The 19,018-nt window shown below is 60.9% G+C and carries 18 protein-coding genes; 13 read left to right on the forward strand and 5 right to left on the reverse strand.

The genetic code is table 11. The features are described 5' to 3' along the window. Positions 1-195: 195 nt before the first annotated feature. On the forward strand, positions 196-1,008 hold the full coding sequence (locus M1D68_RS08550) for an alpha/beta fold hydrolase (protein ID WP_457970000.1): 813 nt from the start codon (positions 196-198) through the stop codon (positions 1,006-1,008). Positions 1,009-1,157: 149 nt separating this feature from the next. On the opposite strand, the gene dsbG is transcribed toward M1D68_RS08550, so the two are convergent. The 4 genes from dsbG to M1D68_RS08570 all read right to left on the reverse strand — a co-directional run bounded on the left by dsbG (position 1,158) and on the right by M1D68_RS08570 (position 5,539). Beyond that, positions 1,158-1,925, reverse strand: coding sequence for a thiol:disulfide interchange protein DsbG (dsbG, locus tag M1D68_RS08555; RefSeq protein ID WP_420764760.1), 768 nt, complete (start codon positions 1,923-1,925; stop codon positions 1,158-1,160). Next, positions 1,901-2,770: a TlpA family protein disulfide reductase gene (locus M1D68_RS08560; RefSeq protein ID WP_434610468.1), complete on the reverse strand. Its 870-nt coding sequence runs from the start codon at positions 2,768-2,770 to the stop codon at positions 1,901-1,903. Before M1D68_RS08560 ends, dsbG begins: the two co-directional genes overlap by 25 nt. Beyond that, on the reverse strand, positions 2,770-4,497 hold the full coding sequence (gene dsbD, locus M1D68_RS08565) for a protein-disulfide reductase DsbD (RefSeq protein WP_420764758.1): 1,728 nt from the start codon (positions 4,495-4,497) through the stop codon (positions 2,770-2,772). The genes M1D68_RS08560 and dsbD overlap by 1 nt, the downstream gene beginning before the upstream one ends. Before the next feature lie 103 nt (positions 4,498-4,600). Continuing rightward, positions 4,601-5,539 carry a sel1 repeat family protein gene (locus tag M1D68_RS08570; protein ID WP_457970002.1) on the reverse strand — a complete coding sequence of 313 codons (939 nt, stop codon included), beginning with the start codon at positions 5,537-5,539 and terminating at the stop codon, positions 4,601-4,603. Between the two features lie 212 nt (positions 5,540-5,751). Between M1D68_RS08570 and M1D68_RS08575 the strand changes: the two genes are divergently transcribed. The 4 genes from M1D68_RS08575 (at position 5,752) to M1D68_RS08590 (ending at position 9,606) form a co-directional block, all read left to right on the forward strand. Then, entirely contained in the window at positions 5,752-6,432 is a 681-nt protein-coding gene (locus M1D68_RS08575) for a response regulator (protein ID WP_420764756.1), read from the forward strand. Beyond that, positions 6,432-7,763 (forward strand): ATP-binding protein, encoded by a 1,332-nt coding sequence (locus M1D68_RS08580; protein ID WP_457970005.1) that lies wholly within the window; start codon positions 6,432-6,434, stop codon positions 7,761-7,763. Before M1D68_RS08575 ends, M1D68_RS08580 begins: the two co-directional genes overlap by 1 nt. Positions 7,764-7,885: 122 nt before the next feature. Further along, positions 7,886-9,295: an aspartate aminotransferase family protein gene (locus M1D68_RS08585; protein WP_420764754.1), complete on the forward strand. Its 1,410-nt coding sequence runs from the start codon at positions 7,886-7,888 to the stop codon at positions 9,293-9,295. Positions 9,296-9,378: 83 nt separating this feature from the next. Further along, positions 9,379-9,606: an MbtH family protein gene (locus M1D68_RS08590; RefSeq protein WP_420764753.1), complete on the forward strand. Its 228-nt coding sequence runs from the start codon at positions 9,379-9,381 to the stop codon at positions 9,604-9,606. A gap of 121 nt (positions 9,607-9,727) precedes the next feature. Here M1D68_RS08590 and ppsR read toward each other — a convergent pair whose 3' ends face one another. Continuing rightward, a complete protein-coding gene (gene ppsR / locus M1D68_RS08595) occupies positions 9,728-10,546 on the reverse strand; it encodes a posphoenolpyruvate synthetase regulatory kinase/phosphorylase PpsR (protein WP_420764752.1) in 819 nt (272 codons plus the stop codon). 184 nt (positions 10,547-10,730) lie between these two features. On the opposite strand from ppsR, the gene ppsA reads away from it, so the two are divergent. The 8 genes from ppsA (at position 10,731) to M1D68_RS08635 (ending at position 18,833) form a co-directional block, all read left to right on the forward strand. Continuing rightward, positions 10,731-13,106: a phosphoenolpyruvate synthase gene (ppsA, locus tag M1D68_RS08600; RefSeq protein ID WP_420764836.1), complete on the forward strand. Its 2,376-nt coding sequence runs from the start codon at positions 10,731-10,733 to the stop codon at positions 13,104-13,106. Positions 13,107-13,242: 136 nt separating this feature from the next. Continuing rightward, entirely contained in the window at positions 13,243-14,232 is a 990-nt protein-coding gene (locus M1D68_RS08605; protein WP_457970008.1) for an alpha/beta fold hydrolase, read from the forward strand. A gap of 128 nt (positions 14,233-14,360) precedes the next feature. Next, positions 14,361-14,852 carry a ribonuclease E activity regulator RraA gene (gene rraA, locus M1D68_RS08610; RefSeq protein ID WP_420764750.1) on the forward strand — a complete coding sequence of 164 codons (492 nt, stop codon included), beginning with the start codon at positions 14,361-14,363 and terminating at the stop codon, positions 14,850-14,852. 25 nt (positions 14,853-14,877) lie between these two features. After that, positions 14,878-15,873, forward strand: a complete 996-nt coding sequence (locus M1D68_RS08615) for a zinc transporter ZntB (protein WP_420764749.1) — start codon at positions 14,878-14,880, stop codon at positions 15,871-15,873. Positions 15,874-15,936: 63 nt separating this feature from the next. Next, the gene (locus tag M1D68_RS08620; protein WP_420764748.1) at positions 15,937-16,182 is read left to right on the forward strand and encodes a CrfX protein; all 246 of its coding nucleotides are present in this window, start codon (positions 15,937-15,939) and stop codon (positions 16,180-16,182) included. Between the two features lie 2 nt (positions 16,183-16,184). Further along, a complete protein-coding gene (locus M1D68_RS08625; protein ID WP_045155488.1) occupies positions 16,185-17,009 on the forward strand; it encodes a mechanosensitive ion channel family protein in 825 nt (274 codons plus the stop codon). A gap of 91 nt (positions 17,010-17,100) precedes the next feature. After that, positions 17,101-17,691, forward strand: coding sequence for an RNA polymerase sigma factor SigX (sigX, locus tag M1D68_RS08630; protein WP_420764747.1), 591 nt, complete (start codon positions 17,101-17,103; stop codon positions 17,689-17,691). Positions 17,692-17,798: 107 nt separating this feature from the next. Then, on the forward strand, positions 17,799-18,833 hold the full coding sequence (locus M1D68_RS08635) for an OmpA family protein (protein ID WP_186609887.1): 1,035 nt from the start codon (positions 17,799-17,801) through the stop codon (positions 18,831-18,833). Positions 18,834-19,018: the final 185 nt, after the last annotated feature.

Consider the following 19,018-nt stretch of genomic DNA (forward strand, 5'->3'; position numbering starts at 1 on the left):
AGCCTGCTCGCGATGGGGGGCGAGACTTTTGTCGCGGTTTTGCGATCGAACCGTCGAGCTATCGTCAGTGGCTGCGTTTATCTACTGTCAGACCTTACAGGTCGTTACGAAGCGGTTTAGGCCAGCGGTTGACGCTCAGTGCGGGTCACGGCAGTCTCCCCTGGGCCATTCCATTGCCAAACAAGGAGGTCACCGATGCCCTTTGCAACGATTGACGGACAACCGCTCCATTACCTGGACCAGGGCCAAGGCCCGGTAGTGGTGCTGGGTAGCAGCTATTTGTGGGACCAGAGCATGTGGGCGCCACAGGTCGATGCCCTGTCGAAACACTATCGGGTCATCGTCCCGGAGCTATGGGGCCACGGGCAATCCGGGCGACTTCCCGAGGGCATGGCCTCACTGGACGACCTGTCCCGCCAGACACTGGCGTTGATGGATCACCTGGATATCGACTGCTTCAACCTGGTCGGCCTGTCGGTGGGCGGAATGTGGGGGGCGCGGTTGGCGCTGGCAGCGCCTAAGCGAGTGAGTTCGCTGGTGTTGATGGACACCTACGTCGGGGTAGAGCCGGAACCGACCCGCCAGTATTATTTTTCACTGTTCGACAAGATCGAGGCCAGTGGCAGCGTGCCCGAGCCGCTGCTGGATATCATCGTGCCGATTTTCTTCCGGCCGGGCATCGATCCGCGGTCGGCGCTCTACCGGCAGTTTCGTGCCACCTTGGCCGCGCTGCCAACGGATCGCCTGAGGGACAGTATCGTGCCGTTGGGGCGGATCATTTTTGGTCGGGACGACATCCTGTCGCGCCTGCCTGAACTGGATGCCAGGCGCACGCTGGTGATGTGTGGCGACCAGGACAAGCCGCGGCCACCGTCCGAGGCCCTGGAAATGGCCGAGCTGATCGGCTGCGAACACATGCTGATTGCGCAGGCGGGGCATATATCCAACCTGGAGAATCCGGAATGTGTGACTGAAGCGTTGTTGGGATTTCTGAAACGGATGCACTGACTTTGTGGCGAGGGGATTTATCCCCGCTGGGCTGCGCAGCAGCCCATAACCAGAAACCTCGGTGAAGCTGACAAACCAAGTCGACAGGATTGGGGCCGCTTCGCGACCCAGCGGGGATAAATCCCCTCGCCACAGTTCAGTGTTCCGGATCACTTAGGCCCGAGAATCTTCACCAGTTTGTCCGACGACGGCGCGCCTTGCTGCTGTTGCAGTTCGCCCTGGTCATCGAGGTAGAAAATGGCTGGAGTGGAGGACAGCTCCAACTCGTCCATCAATTGCTGATTGGCGTCCAGTTTCGCCTGGATGGCCGGTGGTATTTCCTTGAGCGGCTTGAGCGAGCTGCCCTTGCCGGCTTTCTCATGGTCGGCCAGCGCCTTTTCCGGCGCCTTGGCCGCGAGCAGGGCGGCCGATTTGCCGGGGCTGTCTTCGCGGATGATGCCCACCATGATGTGACGCAACTGCACCTTGCCGGCCTTGACCCACGGCCGGGCCTGTTCCCAGAACATGTTGCAATACGGGCAATTGGGGTCACTGAACAGGTACACGGTGCGCGGTGCGTCCTTGCTGCCGTCGGCGATCCAGTTGCTGGCCTCCATTTTCGCCCAGATTTCCTTGGCCATCGGGGCATAGACCAGTTTTTGCAGCGGTTCGGCGCTCAAGTCCTTGCCGTCGGCGTCGTACAGGTTGCCCAGCAGGACGTGTTTGCCGTCCGGCGTCAGGTACAGCGCCATCCCACGGTTCTGGTATTGCGCCGCGTAGCCGCGCAGGCCGTCCGGTGCTTGGAAGGTGCCGACGATTTTCGCGCCCTTGGCTTCGATCTTCTTGATGGCCGCTGGCAATTCTTCGGCGTGAAGCAGCGGTGCCTGCAGCAACGCGCCGGCGAAAGCCAGGGTCAGCAGGTGGTGGAGGCGGGGCATGGCAGTTTCCTTGTAGAAGGTGGGATCGCCGAGGTTGGACCCGGCGTTTCGAAATTTTCCAGGGCGCGGGCCAGGCTGGCTTCCGACAGTTCACCCAGGTGACTGCCGAGCAGGCGGCCATCGGCGCCGTAGAACAGGGTCGTCGGCAAGGCCATTGACCCGACGGCCTGGGCGAGACGGCCACTGCCGTCGAACAGCACGTTGTGCAGGCTCAGGCCCTGGGTGGCGAGGTAAGTGCTGACGCTATGCATGCTTTCGGCCTGATTGACGAACAGGAACGTCAGGTCCGGGCGTTCCAGTTGAGCGGCTTCCAGCACCGGCATCTCGCGACGGCAGGGCGGGCACCAGGTGGCCCACAAATTGACCACCAGAGGCCCGCCCTGATAGTCGGTAAGTTTCACCGTTTGGCCGTCGGCGTTGCGCAGCTCGATCTCCGGCAGCCGCGTGCCTTGGTCATAGATGGTCAATGACATTGTCGCCACCAGCCAGAACAGCAGGCCGCTGCCCACACCAAAGCCCAATGGCCGGCGCAGGGTCGGTCGGCGCCGCGCCCACAGCAGCGCCGCGGCCAACAGCACCAATATCCCCGGCCATGCAAGGAAACCGCCATCGCGCAGATCGACGATCTGCCAGAGGTCGTCCCGATAATGATTCCAGTACGCCACGACAAAACCTGTTCGCGCGGCGAGCAGCCCGAGGAGAAACAGCACGAACAGCACCGACTCGGGGTTCTCGCCCCCGCGCTTGGCCACTCGCCAGCCGACGAACGTCGCCAATGCCAGCGCGCTGATCAACAGGAGGTGATGGATAGCGATGGCAAAGGTGCCCAGGGTAAAGGTCAGCATCAGCCTGCATCCCGGGTCAGGTTCCAACGCTCCAGGAAGCCTTTGGCATCGATCTCGCCTGTGATGCGCTGGCCACGGCGTTCTTCTGCGTCGGGCCCGATCCACAGCAGGCTGGGCGGGCCCGGCACCTGGTAGCGCTGGAGCAGCGCTCGGCTGGCGGCGTTGTCGGCAGTGACGTCCAGGCGCAGCAGGCGCACGTCGCTAAGCGCGGCCATGACTTCGGCGCGGCCAAACACCTGTTTCTCGATGATTTTGCACGACACGCACCAATCGGCGTAGTAGTCCAGCAGGACCCATTGGCCCTGGGCCTTGGCGCTGTCCAATTCCCGTTGCAGGGCGGCGGGCTCGCTGACGGTGATGAAGGCGTCGTGGGCCTGGGCAGTCGCATTGCCCCGGGCACCGCTGTAGACCTCCAGCGGCTTGAACAGATCGTCGCTGCCTCCCGCCGCCCCGACCACCAGCAGGCTTCCCCACAACCCGAACAGCAGCGATACGCTGCCCCACAGATAGGGCGCGCGACCGAACCCCTGGGTCTGGCGCCAGGCGCAGTAAGCGGCAATCAGCAGCAGAGCGCCCCAAAGGCCGATCCACAGCGAGCCGTCGATGACCGGGCGGATCATCAGCAACGCGGTACCCAGGAACAGGAAGCCGAATACGCCCTTGAGCAGGTTCATCCAGGCGCCGGGCTTGGGCAGGAAACGATTGCCGACGGTCACCAGCAACAACAGCGGCAGGCCCATGCCGACACCCATGGTGAACAGGATCAGGCCGCCGTGGAGCGCGTTGCCGCTCTGGGCGATGTACAACAGCGCGCCGGCCAGCGGCGCAGTCATGCACGGCCCTACCAACAGACCGGACAGGGCTCCCAGAACGCCGGCACCCACCAGGCTGCCACCGCGGCGCTGGCGGCCGGCGTTTTCCAAGCGATCACGCAGGGCGGCTGGGAGTTGCAGTTCGAAAAAGCCAAACATCGGCAGCGCCAATACAACGAAGATGGCCGCGAAGGTGCCCAGCAACCACGGTTGTTGCAGCAATGCCTGCAGATTGGCTCCCAACAGCGCGGCGAGCACGCCCATGGCGGCGTACACCATCGCCATGCTGATCACGTAGCTGCCGGCCAACGCCAGGCCGCGCCGGGGGCCGGCGCCGCTACCCACCACCAATCCCGCCAGGATTGGCAGCATCGGCAGCGAACAAGGGGTAAACGCCAGCAACAGCCCAAGGCCGAAGAACACCAGCAGGCTCCAGCCCAGCGCGCGCTGCTGCAAGCCGCTGGCCAGCGCCTGGTCTTGCGCCTCGCCAGTGCTTGCCACCGGTGCGGCGCCGCCCAGGTCTACGATTTGGGTCTGGGGCGGATAGCACAGGCCCGCATCGGCGCAGCCCTGGAAACCGACCTTGACCTTGCCGGTAGCCCCGGCGGGAATCTTCAGCTCCAATGCCTGGCGGTAGACTTGCTGGTCGCCGAAGAACTCGTCGCTGTGGGCTTCGCCCTCGGGCAGCTTCGGTTTCTGCGCTTCGGCCAGGCCATCGAACTTGAGCCGCTGCTGATACAGGTAATACCCGTCGGCGATCTGCCAGAACAACTGGGTTTCACCGGAGTCCAGGCGTTCGGAAGTAAAGACGAATGCCTTTTCCACCGGCAGGAAGTCGGGCTTGGTTTCGAAGGGATTGGCGGCCTGGGCCAGGCCCGAGATCAGAAACAGCCACAGCAAAAACAATCGACGCATGGGGTAGAGCCTTAGAACCAGGAGAGTGAGGCGCACAGTGGCGGCTGGCGATTAACCTTAAGTTAACGCCAGCCTACAAACGTGCCGGCACCCGTCGGGCCAATCAGAATTCCTGATAGGTTAACCGGTATTCGGACATCGGGGGATGGCTCAGTTTCCACGCTTGGGCCTGTTGCTTGGCGTCGGTGATTTCTTGCGCGGTCAATTGCGCTTCGAGGTGGGCGAGATTTTTGACAGTATCAGCGTGGCGCTTGAATTGGCGCGTTGTATCACTGACCAGCCAGAGCAGAGCGTAGGCTTTGACAAGGTCTTTTTCGTAGCCGAATTCCTGTTCATCCTCGTCCATGTCGTATTCCGTCGAGATCGCAAAGGCGTAGTCCAGCAAGGCATTGACATCATTGAGCTGAAGCCTCTTTTCCAGCCAGGCACGGCTGGTTGTCTTATCGCGTACTGTTAACAGTCTGGGATACCACGCCATGGCTTTGGGCAAGCCCGCAATCGCGGCCTCCAGCAGGAGTCTCGTCTGTTCAGCCGTTGGGGTGAGGCCGGAGGGGACGAGTTTTTCATCCCTTCCATACAAGTAAGCCAGGATACATTTGGCCTCGGAGGAACCGGCTCGCTCGGATTTTCTCAACGACTCGATGTCCCCCGTCAATTCGTAAAGCTGTAGCAGGCGCTCAGCCGGGTCTGCGTTGGCTTCAGCCAATGCCTTGGCCTTGGCCAACGACGTTTCGTCCGCCAGTCGCAGCAGGGCGTAGAAATGATCTTGACCAGCAGCCTTTTGGTACCAGTTTCGCGCCTCTTCGGTCATGTATCCGGCGTCACGCCTCAGCACCTCCGCCAAGGCATATTGCGCATCTTTGTTGCCATCCGTGGCAGCTATCAATAGATGGAGTTTCGCCCTGTTGAATTCTCCCAGGTTGTATAACTCCAGGCCCTCGTTTGTCGCCATTGTTCGTTGCTTTTTTACATGGTCGACCAGGTTTTGGATCGCGGTGACAAAGTCGGCGTAACTGAGCAGCGCGTTCGTATGCGTATACATGTTGGGATACCTGCTTCAATAAGGAAAATATGTGTCCAGCGGGTACCAAAGTAAAAGCGACGGTCCATTCGGGTGCGGTATATATGTATGGCGATGGATTCGAATGTTTCCAACGGTTACTGGTATGCCTCGCACCCACGGCTTTGCGGGCTGCCATAATTGCGCCTTAATGTTCACTTGGTTCAATCGCGGCTTTTGCCCATGGAGCGTTCATGCACGTATTGGTATGCGAAGATGACGCGCTGATTGCCAGCGGCATCGTGGCCGGGCTCACGGCTCAAGGCCTGACGGTCGAGCACGTCGCCACGGCATCGGCGGCGCGGGCCATGGTCGGCGTGGCGACGTTCGATGTCATGGTGCTGGACCTCGGCTTGCCCGATGAGGATGGCCTCAAGCTGCTCAAGCAATTGCGCCAGCAGGGCCTGGAAATCCCGGTGCTGATCCTGACCGCGAGGGACTCGGTGACCGACCGTGTCGACGGCTTGCAGGCCGGCGCCGATGACTATCTGCTCAAGCCCTTCGACCTGCGCGAGCTGGCGGCGCGCCTGCATACGTTGTTGCGGCGCGTTGCCGGGCGCAGCGTCAACCTGATTGAACATGGTCGCCTGACGTATGACCCCAGCAGCCGGGAAACCACCCTGGACGGCCAGCCGGTTGACCTCTCCCGGCGCGAGCAGGCGCTATTGCAGGCGTTGTTGCACAGCCGTGGCCGGGTGCTCTCCACCGAGCAACTCAAGGACAGCGTCTACGGCTTCAATGACGAGCTGGAAAGCAATGCGCTCAACGTCCATATCCACCACCTGCGACGCAAACTGGGCAATGGCGTTGTCGAGACGGTGCGCGGGCTGGGCTATCGCCTGGGGCCGGCCGACGGCGGGGAATCTTCCAAGTGATGAGCCTGCGATTGCGCTTGAGTCTGACCCTGGGCGCGGCATTTGCCCTGATCTGGGCCTTGGCGGCGGCGTGGATGCTCAGCGACCTGCGCAATCAGATGATGTTTTCTCTCGATCAGCGCCTGGTCGCCTCGGCACAGATGGTCGCCGGGCTGCTGGAGCAATTGCCGCCGGTGCCCAGCAAGGGTGAGGGTACGCATTTCAGCGCCGAACAACTGAGCGTCCCGGGGGGCATGGCTTGTCAGGTTACCTCGTTGCGGGGCGAAATCCTGGCACGCAGCCACGACACCCCGGGACAACCGCTGGAAGCCGAGAAGATGGGCTTTCATGACCAGATGATCGATGGCGCGCCGTGGCGCAGCTTCACCCTGGCCCGTGGCGACTTGCGTATCACCACCGCCGACCGCCAGATTGAACGCGAAGCCTTGAACATGTCGGTGCTGCTGGCGGCGTCGGTGCCGGTCGGCGTGGCGTTGCTCGGTTGCCTGTGCCTGTTGTGGCTAGGCGTCGGCCAGGGCTTGGCGCCGCTCAATCGCATGCGCGATGCGTTGACGCGGCGTAACGCGGACTCCCTGGAGCCGTTGCAGATCCAGCCGTTGCCCAGCGAGTTGCAACCCTTGCTGGAAACCCAGAACCAGCTGCTGCTGCGCATCGGCAAGGCCATCGAACGTGAGCGCCGCCTGACCGGTGACGCGGCCCATGAATTGCGCAGCCCCTTGACCGCCATCAAGACGCACCTGCAGGTGGCGCGCATGACCGACGGCGCCGCTCGCGACCAGTCCCTGGCGCGGGCGGAGGAGGGCGCCGATCGGTTGCACCGTACCCTGGAACAATTGTTGTTGCTGGCCCGGGTCGAGGGCAGCCTGTCGTTCGACGACGGTGTGCAATGCAATGCCGCGCAAGTCGCGCGGCTGGCTATCCAGGACGCGGCCAATGGCGCTCCCCGGCGAATCAGGCTGCATGTCTCGCCGCAATTGTCCGATGCGCCGGTCCAGATGCCGGCGGTCTTGTCCATAGCCGCGCTGCGCAATCTGTTGGACAACGCCTTGCGCCATACCCCGGACGATACTGACGTCGAGCTGAACCTGGAAATGGTGGGCCAGCGCGTGCGTTTCCAGGTACGCGACCACGGGCCCGGCATTGCCGCCGACGATGTCCAGCACCTGACGCAGCGCTTCTGGCGCAATGGGCAGAGCGAAGGTTGCGGGTTGGGGCTGGCAATTGTCCAGGCCATCGTTCAGCGATGCGGCTGCGGCTTGCAATTCGATAGCCGCCCGGACGGGCTGCGGGTCGAGCTGACCGTGCCGGTGCAAGCCTCTTTGACTCAGTAGATAGCCCGAGGCAGTAAATCCGTGCCTCGCTGATGCGTTCCCACAACAGGAAACCTGCATGTGCGCTGCGAATGCGCACCTGCCCGGTGCGCCGTTTGGTCACTCATTGCGGGGTCGAGAACATGTCAGTCACAAGTCCTATCGAAGCATCGCCAGTACGAGGCGGCTCCACGCCGGTCGAGACGCTTTACCAATTCGACGAATCACCGTTGCTGGCGCGCCAGAACCGCCAGGAATCCAATGCACGCAGTTATCCCCGACGCATACCCCTGGCGCTCAAGCGCGCCAAGGGGCTGTACGTCGAAGACGTCGAGGGCCGTACTTTCATCGATTGCCTGGCTGGCGCCGGCACGCTGGCGCTCGGGCACAACCACCCGGTGGTGATCGAGGCGATCCGGCAAGTGCTTGCCGATGAACTGCCCCTGCATACCCTGGACCTGACCACGCCGGTGAAGGACCGCTTTGTCCAGGATCTGTTCGGCCTGTTGCCGGCAGCCCTCGTCGCTGAGGCGAAGATCCAGTTCTGCGGCCCCACCGGCACCGACGCCGTGGAAGCGGCGCTCAAGCTGGTACGTACCGCGACGGGGCGTAGCACGGTGCTGTCGTTCCAGGGCGGCTATCACGGAATGAGCCAGGGTGCGTTGAGCCTGATGGGCAGCCTGGGGCCGAAGAAGCCCTTGGGCGCCTTGCTCAGCAACGGCGTGCAGTTCATGCCGTATCCCTACGATTACCGCTGCCCGTTCGGTTTGGGTGGCGCGGAAGGCGTCAAGGCCAACCTGCATTATCTGCAAAACCTGCTGAACGATCCGGAGGCCGGCGTGCAATTGCCAGCGGCCGTCATCGTCGAAGTGGTGCAGGGCGAGGGCGGCGTCGTACCGGCCGACCTCGACTGGCTGCGTGGCTTGCGGCGGATCACCGAGCAGGCCGGGGTGGCGTTGATTGTCGATGAAATCCAGAGTGGCTTCGGCCGGACCGGCAAGATGTTCGCCTTCGAGCATGCCGGAATCGTCCCGGACGTGGTCGTGCTGTCCAAGGCCATCGGCGGCAGCCTGCCGCTGGCGGTCGTGGTGTATCGCGACTGGCTCGACACCTGGGCGCCGGGCGCCCATGCCGGCACGTTCCGGGGCAACCAGATGGCCATGGCAGCCGGTTGCGCTGTGATGCGTTATCTGGTGGAACACGACCTGCCGGCCCACGCCACCGCCATGGGCGAGCGCTTGAGCGAGCATTTGCTAATCCTGCAACGGGATTTCCCGCAGATGGGCGATATTCGCGGTCGCGGCCTGATGCTCGGCGTCGAGTTGGTCGACCCTGCGGGCGTGCCGGACACCCAGGGTCACCCACCGGTGCATGCGCGTCTGGCGCCACGCTTGCAGCGCGAGTGCCTCAAGCGTGGGCTGATCCTGGAATTGGGCGGCCGACAGGGCGGCGTGGTGCGGTTCCTGCCGCCATTGATTATCACGGCGACGGAAATCGATCGGGTCGCCGACATTTTCCGGCGCGCCCTGGAAGCCGCCGTGGCCGATGCCTAATTTTCCCTCGGCCCGGTACGTTCCTTTCATACCTTGGCTGCGCCCGTGGCGCGGCGAACCTTGAGCAATGACGGAGAAACACCATGACTTCAGTATTCGATCGCGAGGACATCCTCTTCCAGGTCGTGGTCAACCACGAAGAACAATATTCGATCTGGCCGGACTACAAAGCCATCCCGGAAGGCTGGCGTACGGTCGGCAAAAGCGGCTTCAAGAAGGAATGCCTGGCGTATATCGAAGAGGTCTGGACCGACATGCGCCCGTTGAGTTTGCGCAAGAAGATGGAAGAGCAGGCGGCCTTAGCGCAGTAGACCGCGGACACATGTGGAAGCGAGCCTGCTCGCGATGCAGGCAACTGGGTCTTTCAGTCAGACCAAGGTGATGCTATCGCGAGCAGGCTCGCTCCCGCAGGGCTTTGTGGTGTTGCGGGTTTTATTTGAACCGCCGCTCCACGCCTTTCTCCACCAGGATCTTCGCCGATATCTCTTCCACGGAAAAATGCGTGGAGTTGATATGGGGAATGTTCTCCCGCCGGAACAGGTTTTCCACTTCGCGCACTTCGAACTCACACTGGGCGTAGCTCGAATAGCGGCTGTTGGGCTTGCGTTCGTTGCGGATCGCGGTGAGGCGGTCCGGGTCGATGGTCAGGCCGAACAGTTTGTGCTGGTGGGCGCGCAACGCATTGGGCAGTTGCAGGCGCTCCATGTCGTCTTCGGTCAACGGATAGTTGGCCGCGCGGATGCCGAACTGCATCGCCATGTACAGACACGTCGGCGTCTTACCACACCGCGACACACCCACTAGGATCAGGTCGGCCTTGTCGTAATAATGCGTGCGGGCGCCGTCATCGTTGTCCAGCGCAAAGTTGACCGCCTCGATCCGCTCCATGTAGTTGGAGTTGTGACCAATGGAGTGGGACTTGCCGACCGAATAGGAAGAATGTTCGCTCAGTTCCTGTTCCAGGGGCGCCAGGAACGTGGAAAAAATGTCGATCATGAAACCATTGGACGTTGCGAGAATCTCACGGATGTCCTGATTGACGATGGTGTCGAAGATAATCGGGCGAAAACCGTCGTTTTCGGCGGCTTTATTGATTTGCTGTACCATGGCCCGCGCCTTGTCGACGCTGTCTATGTAGGGGCGTGTCAGCTTGGTGAAGGTAATGTTTTCGAACTGCGCCAACAGGCTCTGGCCCAGCGTTTCGGCCGTGATGCCGGTGCCGTCGGAGATAAAGAAAGCAGATCGTTTCATTTGCGCCTTGGGCCTTAAGCTAGTGAGCTAGTCACGATTCTTGGATATGATAGGCGCGATTTGCCGGCCGCCCGTGGCCCGCATTCTCACTTATTTTCCAGGTCCAGGCCATATCGCCGGTGAGCGCTCCCCTGGAGCCGCCGGTACCTTGAGCTTTTCCAACACAGTCAGTGGAGAGATCACCTTGGTAGAGTACGTAGTTTCCCTCGATAAGCTCGGCGTCCATGATGTAGAGCATGTGGGGGGCAAGAACGCATCCCTGGGCGAGATGATCAGTAACCTCGCGGGCGCCGGAGTATCGGTGCCGGGTGGCTTCGCCACGACCGCCCAGGCTTATCGTGACTTCCTGGAACTGAGCGGCCTGAACCAGCAGATCCACGATGCGCTCGACGCCCTGGACGTCGATGACGTCAATGCCCTGGCCAAGACCGGTGCCCAGATCCGCCAATGGATCATGGAAGCCGAGTTTCCCGAGAAGCTGAACAGCGAAATCCGCACGGCTTTTGCCAAGCTCTCCGAAGGCAACCCCGACATCGCTGTCGCCGTACGCTCCTCGGCCACCGCCGAAGACTTGCCGGACGCCTCGTTCGCCGGCCAGCAGGAGACTTTCCTGAATATCCGTGGCGTGGAAAACGTCATCCGAGCCGCCAAGGAAGTCTTCGCCTCCCTGTTCAACGACCGTGCCATTTCCTACCGCGTGCATCAGGGCTTCGACCACAAACTGGTCGCCCTGTCCGCCGGTGTGCAGCGCATGGTCCGCTCCGAAACCGGCACCGCCGGCGTAATGTTCACCCTCGACACCGAGTCGGGCTTTCGTGACGTCGTGTTCATCACCGGTGCCTATGGCCTGGGTGAAACCGTCGTGCAAGGCGCGGTGAACCCCGATGAATTCTATGTTCACAAGGGCACCCTGGAAGCCGGTCGTCCGGCCATCCTGCGCCGCAACCTGGGCAGCAAGGCCATCAAGATGGTCTACGGCGACGAAGCCAAGGCCGGTCGTTCGGTCAAGACCGTCGATGTCGACAAGGCTGATCGCGCGCGCTTCTGCTTGACCGACGCCGAAGTCAGCGAGCTGGCCAAGCAGGCGATGATCATCGAGAAGCACTACAAGTGCCCGATGGACATCGAGTGGGCCAAGGACGGCGACGACGGCAAGCTGTACATCGTGCAGGCCCGTCCGGAAACCGTGAAGAGCCGCACCCAGGCCAACGTCATGGAGCGCTACCTGCTCAAGGAAACCGGCACCGTGCTGGTGGAAGGCCGCGCAATCGGCCAGCGCATCGGCGCCGGCAAGGTGCGGATCATCAAGGACGTCTCGGAGATGGACAAGGTCCAGGCCGGCGACGTGCTGGTCTCCGACATGACCGATCCGGACTGGGAACCGGTGATGAAGCGCGCCAGCGCCATTGTCACCAACCGCGGTGGACGCACTTGCCACGCGGCGATCATCGCCCGTGAGCTGGGCATTCCGGCCGTGGTCGGTTGCGGCAACGCCACCGAGCTGCTCAAGGATGGCCAGGGCGTGACCGTTTCCTGCGCCGAAGGCGACACCGGCTACATCTTCGAAGGCGAGCTGGGCTTCGACATCAAGAAGAACTCCGTGGACGCCATGCCGGAGCTGCCGTTCAAGATCATGATGAACGTCGGCAACCCGGACCGTGCCTTCGACTTCGCGCAGCTGCCGAACGCCGGCGTGGGCCTGGCCCGCCTGGAGTTCATCATCAACCGCATGATCGGCGTGCACCCCAAGGCACTGCTGAACTATGACGGCCTGCCACAGGACATCAAGGACAGCGTCGACAAGCGCATTGCCGGCTACGACGACCCGGTCGGTTTTTACGTCGAGAAGCTCGTGGAAGGCATCAGCACCCTGGCGGCGGCGTTCTGGCCGAAGAAAGTCATCGTGCGCCTGTCGGACTTCAAGTCCAACGAATACGCCAACCTGATCGGCGGCAAACTCTACGAGCCGGAAGAAGAGAACCCGATGCTGGGCTTCCGTGGTGCGTCGCGCTACATCAGCGAATCGTTCCGCGATTGCTTCGAACTCGAATGCCGTGCCCTCAAGCGCGTGCGTAACGAGATGGGCCTGACCAACGTCGAGATCATGGTGCCGTTCGTGCGCACCCTCGGCGAGGCGAGCCAAGTGGTCGACCTGTTGGCGGAAAACGGCCTCGCCCGTGGCCAGAATGGCCTGCGCGTCATCATGATGTGCGAACTGCCGTCCAACGCGATCCTGGCCGAAGAATTCCTCGAGTTCTTCGACGGCTTCTCCATCGGCTCCAACGACCTGACCCAACTGACCTTGGGTCTGGACCGCGATTCGGGGATCATCGCCCACCTGTTCGACGAACGTAACCCGGCGGTCAAGAAGCTGCTGGCCAATGCTATCGCCGCCTGCAACAAGGCCGGCAAGTACATCGGCATCTGCGGCCAGGGCCCTTCGGACCACCCGGACCTGGCCAAGTGGCTGATGGAGCAGGGTATCGAAAGCGTTTCGTTGAACCCGGACTCGGTACTGGAAACCTGGTTCTTCCTGGCTGAGGGGCAGGCTGCGGTCTGATCGAGTGAAGGGGCCTGATCGGTAATGTAAGCCGGGGTAATTCCTTGTGGTATCCGGCGGCCAGTCTTCCGGCCCCTTTTGATTTGAAGTAGGGCGGGCTCCATTTGGAAGCCGCCCTTTTTTGTGCAAGAAGATCATGCAAAGCAGCAGCAACCTATTTCCTGTCGCCCTGATCAGCGCCGAGCGGCGTGGCGATCTGAGCGAAGATGTCTATCGTTTGAAACCCGGTAACAGCCCCGACTACAGCGTCGAGCTGGCCGTCACCCGGCTGGGCATGGCCGATGTCGGCGAAACCCGGGGTGTCCCGGTGATCCTGCTGCACGGCAGTTTTTCCAACCGTCGCTTCTGGTATTCGCCCAAGGGGCTGGGGCTGGGGGCGCACCTGGCGCGGTTGGGGTTCGATGTCTGGATTCCCGAAATGCGCGGGCATGGCTTATCCCAACGAAACCAGGGCTACCGCAACAACCGCGTGGCCGACTACGCCCGGTATGACTTGCCGGCCATCGGCGCCTTCGTGCGCGAGCAGAGCGGGCAGGTGCCCCATTGGATCGGTCACTCGCTGGGCGGCATCACCCTGGCAGCGGCCTTGGGCGGCCATTACCTGGGCGCGCCTGCCGTTGCATCGGCGGCATTTTTTGGTACACAGGTCAGCCGTACCTATTGGCCACTGAAAATTCCCCCGGTTGAATGGAGCGGGCGCTTCATCCTCAAGCGTTTCGCCCATTTGTCCGGTTCAAGGCTCAAGCGCGGCCCAGAAGATGAGCCCATCGGCCTGGCCCTGGAGAGCCTGCGCTGGTATGGCCTGTTCGGGCGTTTCGGCGATGCCGAGAAAAACTGGTGGGCGGGCCTGGCCGACGTGCAGGTGCCGGTGCTGGCGGTGAGCGCCGCCGGCGATCAGCAGGATCCTACCTGGGCATGCCGCAAACTGTTCGAGCAGATCGGTTCCGAGCACAAGCAATTTGTCTGCCTTGGGCGCCAACAAGGCTTCGGCGATGATTTCGGCCACGTCGAAATGCTCGTCAGTAAAGCCGCCCAGGCCGAGGTCTGGCCATTGGTGGCTCGGTGGCTGGAGAATCAGCGCGGACCGTTGCCGGCGGATCAACCCCACCTGGCGGAGGCGGTTTGACGCGAAGGCTCTGAGGAGGGCATTTCGCTCTGGACTGCTTGCGGCTAAGATATGACGCGTTCCGCTGTTCCGGTCACAAACAGCGGTTCACTTCAGCCCGACGTTCCAGCCCATACAGGAGTTGTTCGATGAACCATTACCTCACGCCTGACCTGTGCGATGCCTATCCAGACCTCGTGCAAGTGGTGGAACCGATGTTCAGCAATTTCGGCGGCCGCGATTCCTTTGGTGGCGAGATAGTGACCATCAAGTGTTTCGAAGACAATTCCCTGGTCAAGGAACAGGTCGAGCTCAAGGGGGACGGCAAGGTGCTGGTGGTCGACGGCGGCGGTTCCCTGCGTCGGGCGCTGCTGGGAGACATGCTGGCGGAAAAGGCCGCGAAAAATGGTTGGGAAGGGTTGGTGATCTACGGTTGCATCCGCGACGTCGACGTCATTGCCCAGACCGACCTCGGCGTCCAGGCCCTGGCCAGCCATCCGATGAAGACCGACAAGCGTGGCATCGGCGATCTCAATGTGGCGGTCACCTTTGCTGGCGTGACGTTCCGTCCGGGTGAATATGTCTATGCGGACAATAACGGCGTGATTGTCTCGCCGAGCCCGTTGAAGATGCCTGAATAAAGCGTTGCAGCCATAAGGGATGAGGATGTTCGAGGAAGAAAACGCGCAATGGGGGCTGGTGCATGCCCTGGTGCTGGATGGTAAAGGTGGCGCGCGTTCGATAGCCCGGACCGAACTTGACGATCTGCAGCTGCAGGCCCATGAAAGCCTGTGGCTGCATTGGGACCGCAGTCATCCGCAAACCCATACGTGGCTGCGCAAATCCAGTGGTTTGAGTGAATTCAACTGCGACCTGCTGCTTGAAGAGAACACCCGTCCACGACTGCTGCCGCTGCCCAACGCCGAACTGCTGCTGTTTTTGCGTGGGATCAACCTCAATCCGGGGGCCGAGCCGGAAGACATGGTGTCGGTGCGCATCTTTGCGGCGGCGCAGCGAGTGATTTCCCTGCGGCTGCGCCCTTTGCGCGCCACCGATGAGCTGCTGGCCGAGCTGTCCGAGGGCAAGGGGCCCCGGACAGCTTCGGAACTCATCCTTTATATGGCGCAGTACCTGACCAATAAGGTGCAGGACCTGGTGACGTGCCTGTCGGAAATCGTCGACACCGAGGAAGAAAAGCTCGATACCGACGAACGGTATACGCCTGAACACGATGCCATTTTGCACATCCGTCGAAGGGCTGCCGGGCTGAAGCGATTCCTGGCGCCGCAACGGGATATTTTCGGCCAGATGTCGCGAATCAAGTTGCCCTGGTTCGTCGAGGACGACGGTGACTACTGGAATGAATTGAACAACAGCCTGACCCGCTATCTCGAAGAGCTGGAACTGACTCGCGAGCGCGTGGGGCTGGTACTGGAGGCCGAGGACCGGCGCCTTTCAGTGCGCATGAACCGCACCATGTACCGCTTCGGCATCATCACTGGGATCTTCCTGCCGATGAGTTTCCTCACGGGGCTGCTGGGCATCAATGTCGGCGGCATTCCGTTTTCCGAGAGCCCCTATGGTTTCCTCGTCGCTTGCCTGCTGATGGTCTGCGTTGCGCTGGGGCAATGGTGGCTGTTTCGCCGTTTGCGTTGGGTGTGATGGGGTTTCATGTGACCCGACGAAATCTGATCGCGTCTTCCACAGACATCACGAGAGGTGCGTATGCACGATCCGTTTGAACAGTCTCTGCGCGACATGCTCAAGGCCTCGCCGTCCAGCCGGGACGACGATGCATGCCTGGGCCGTGTACTCAAAACCGCCAACCGCCAGGTGGGCGCCGGCGATCTGTTCAGCCTGCTGGGCCGTTGGGTGCCAGCGCTGATGATCGCCCTGAACAACGGGTCGGCCCACGTCTCGCCGGTTTCCCGTCGCAAACCTGTTACTCGCACCGCTGATAAGGCTGACTGAATATGGAACTTGATCTCTGGACCCAGAGCCTCGTCACGGCAATGACTGCGTTGTGGACCAAGATAGCTAACTTTATTCCCAATCTCTTCGGCGCCCTGGTGGTGCTGTTGTTGGGTTTTGTCGTGGCCAAGCTGCTGGACACGTTGCTGTCCAAGCTGCTCGCCAAATTGGGCCTCGATCGCCTGATGGGCGGCACCGGCCTGACCAAGCTCTTGTCCCGTGGCGGCATCCAGGTTCCGATCTCGACCTTGGTGGGCAAGATCGTCTATTGGTTCGTGCTGCTTATATTCCTGGTTTCCGCGGCTGAGTCCCTGGGCCTGGAGCGCGTTTCAGCGACCCTGGACATGCTGGCGCTGTATTTGCCGAAGGTGTTCGGCGCTGCCTTGGTGTTGCTGGTGGGCGTGTTGCTGGCGCAATTGGCCAACGGCCTGGTGCGCGGCGCCGCCGAAGGTGTCGGGCTCGATTATGCTTCGGGACTTGGACGGATTGCCCAGGGCCTGGTGATCATCATCAGTATTTCGGTCGCGATCAGCCAGTTGGAGGTCAAGACTGACCTGCTCAACCATGTGATTGTGATTGTCTTGATTACCGTTGGTCTGGCGGTTGCGCTGGCCATGGGGTTGGGAAGCCGGGAAATCGCCGGTCAGATTCTTGCGGGAATCTATGTGCGTGAGCTCTACGAGGTTGGGCAACAAGTGCGTGTTGGAGAGGTCGAAGGCCAGATCGAAGAGATCGGCACGGTGAAGACCACATTGCTGACCGAGGAAGGCGAGCTGGTGTCGCTGTCCAATCGGATTCTGCTGGAACAGCATGTGAGTAGCCGCTAACCCGGCAAATCCTGCTAATGTATGCCGCCGCAAAATGCCTGGTACCGCAGGCTGCGGCGCACATTGACCTAGACTGTCGGCCCGACTTGTTTTGAACAAACCCCAATCGCTATCCACGCGCTACGACCCCCGTGATCTCTCCGATGAGGAGTTGGTCGCGCGCGCGCATTCGGAGCTGTTTCACGTCACACGCGCATACGAAGAGTTGATGCGCCGTTACCAGCGAACATTATTTAACGTTTGTGCAAGATATCTTGGGAACGATCGTGATGCTGATGATGTCTGTCAGGAGGTGATGTTGAAGGTGCTGTACGGCTTGAAGAACTTCGAGGGGAAATCGAAGTTCAAGACGTGGCTATATAGCATCACCTACAACGAATGCATCACACAGTATCGCAAGGAGCGGCGAAAGCGTCGGTTGATGGACGCGTTGAGCCTTGACCCTCTCGAGGAAGCGTCCGAGGAAAAGGCGCCCAAGCCCGAGGAAAAGGGTGGACTCGATCGCTGGCTGGTTTATGTGAACCCGATCGACAGGGAAATTCTGGTGCTACGATTTGTCGCAGAACTGGAATTCCAGGAGATCGCAGACATAATGCACATGGGTCTGAGCGCGACAAAAATGCGTTATAAGCGCGCGCTCGATAAGCTGCGTGAGAAATTTGCGGGCATAGCTGAAACTTAGTTCAGCGCAAATATCTCTTACGTGTAGGCAAGTTCTGATAGACTTGCCGCCGAGTTGTCCCCCGGTTTGCGGGACTGCTTCACAATCACCAGATGGGGATTTAACGGATGAAACTGAAAAACACCTTGGGCTTTGCCATTGGTTCTTTGATTGCTGCCACTTCGTTCGGCGCTCTGGCACAAGGCCAAGGCGCAGTTGAAATCGAAGGCTTCGCCAAGAAAGAAATGTTCGACAGCGCTCGTGATTTCAAGAACAACGGCAACCTGTTCGGCGGTTCGGTTGGTTACTTCCTGACCGACGACGTTGAACTGCGTCTGGCCTACGACGAAGTGCACAACGCACGTACCGACGATGGCACCAACGTCAAGGGCGCGAACACCGCTCTGGACGCTCTGTACCACTTCAACAACCCAGGCGACATGCTGCGTCCTTACGTTTCGGCCGGTTTCTCCGACCAGAGCATCGACCAGAATGGCAGCAACGGTCGTAACCGTTCTACCTTCGCCAACGTTGGTGGCGGCGCCAAGCTGTATTTCACCGACAACTTCTACGCCCGTGCTGGCGTTGAAGCTCAGTACAACATCGACCAGGGCGACACCGAGTGGGCTCCTAGCGTCGGTATCGGTGTGAACTTCGGTGGCGGCTCCAAGCCAGCTGCTGCTCCAGTTCCAGCACCTGCTGAAGTCTGCTCCGACAGCGACAACGATGGCGTGTGCGACAACGTCGACAAGTGCCCTGACACCCCAGCCAACGTAACCGTTGACGCTGATGGCTGCCCAGCTGTTGCTGAAGTCGTACGTGTTGAGCTGGACGTCAAGTTCGACTTCGACAAGTCGGTCGTTAAAGAAAACAGCTATGGCGACATCAAGAACCTGGCTGATTTCATGAAGCAGTACCCATCCACCAGCACCACTGTTGAAGGTCACACTGACTCCGTCGGTCCTGACGCTTACAACCAGAAACTGTCTGAGCGTCGTGCAAACGCCGTTAAGCAAGTTCTGACCAACCAGTACGGTGTTGAATCGTCCCGCGTTCAGTCTGTTGGCTACGGCGAATCCCGCCCAGTTGCCGACAACGCCACTGACGCTGGTCGTGCAGTCAACCGTCGCGTAGAAGCGCAGGTTGAAGCTCAAGCTAAGTAATTAGCCCACAGCACTAGAAAAACCCGGCTTAGGCCGGGTTTTTCTTTGTCTGGGATTTAATGGGACGGCTTGTGCAAAAACTGTGGGAGCGAGCTTGCTCGCGATGGCAGTGTGTCAGTCAATGTATGTGCGACTTAACCACCGCCATCGCGAGCAAGCTCGCTCCCACAGGTTTTGGTTTGTCT

The organism is Pseudomonas sp. R4-84 (genome assembly GCF_054130985.1).

Bases quoted from the DNA above. Each gene is read 5' to 3' on its own strand.
- M1D68_RS08550 (WP_457970000.1), top strand. From the start codon at position 196: ATGCCCTTTGCAACGATTGACGGACAACCGCTCCATTACCTGGACCAG.
- dsbG (WP_420764760.1), bottom strand. From the start codon at position 1,925: ATGCCCCGCCTCCACCACCTGCTGACCCTGGCTTTCGCCGGCGCGTTG.
- M1D68_RS08560 (WP_434610468.1), bottom strand. From the start codon at position 2,770: ATGCTGACCTTTACCCTGGGCACCTTTGCCATCGCTATCCATCACCTC.
- dsbD (WP_420764758.1), bottom strand. From the start codon at position 4,497: ATGCGTCGATTGTTTTTGCTGTGGCTGTTTCTGATCTCGGGCCTGGCC.
- M1D68_RS08570 (WP_457970002.1), bottom strand. From the start codon at position 5,539: ATGTATACGCATACGAACGCGCTGCTCAGTTACGCCGACTTTGTCACC.
- M1D68_RS08575 (WP_420764756.1), top strand. From the start codon at position 5,752: ATGCACGTATTGGTATGCGAAGATGACGCGCTGATTGCCAGCGGCATC.
- M1D68_RS08580 (WP_457970005.1), top strand. From the start codon at position 6,432: ATGAGCCTGCGATTGCGCTTGAGTCTGACCCTGGGCGCGGCATTTGCC.
- M1D68_RS08585 (WP_420764754.1), top strand. From the start codon at position 7,886: ATGTCAGTCACAAGTCCTATCGAAGCATCGCCAGTACGAGGCGGCTCC.
- M1D68_RS08590 (WP_420764753.1), top strand. From the start codon at position 9,379: ATGACTTCAGTATTCGATCGCGAGGACATCCTCTTCCAGGTCGTGGTC.
- ppsR (WP_420764752.1), bottom strand. From the start codon at position 10,546: ATGAAACGATCTGCTTTCTTTATCTCCGACGGCACCGGCATCACGGCC.
- M1D68_RS08605 (WP_457970008.1), top strand. From the start codon at position 13,243: ATGCAAAGCAGCAGCAACCTATTTCCTGTCGCCCTGATCAGCGCCGAG.
- rraA (WP_420764750.1), top strand. From the start codon at position 14,361: ATGAACCATTACCTCACGCCTGACCTGTGCGATGCCTATCCAGACCTC.
- M1D68_RS08615 (WP_420764749.1), top strand. From the start codon at position 14,878: ATGTTCGAGGAAGAAAACGCGCAATGGGGGCTGGTGCATGCCCTGGTG.
- M1D68_RS08620 (WP_420764748.1), top strand. From the start codon at position 15,937: ATGCACGATCCGTTTGAACAGTCTCTGCGCGACATGCTCAAGGCCTCG.
- M1D68_RS08625 (WP_045155488.1), top strand. From the start codon at position 16,185: ATGGAACTTGATCTCTGGACCCAGAGCCTCGTCACGGCAATGACTGCG.
- M1D68_RS08635 (WP_186609887.1), top strand. From the start codon at position 17,799: ATGAAACTGAAAAACACCTTGGGCTTTGCCATTGGTTCTTTGATTGCT.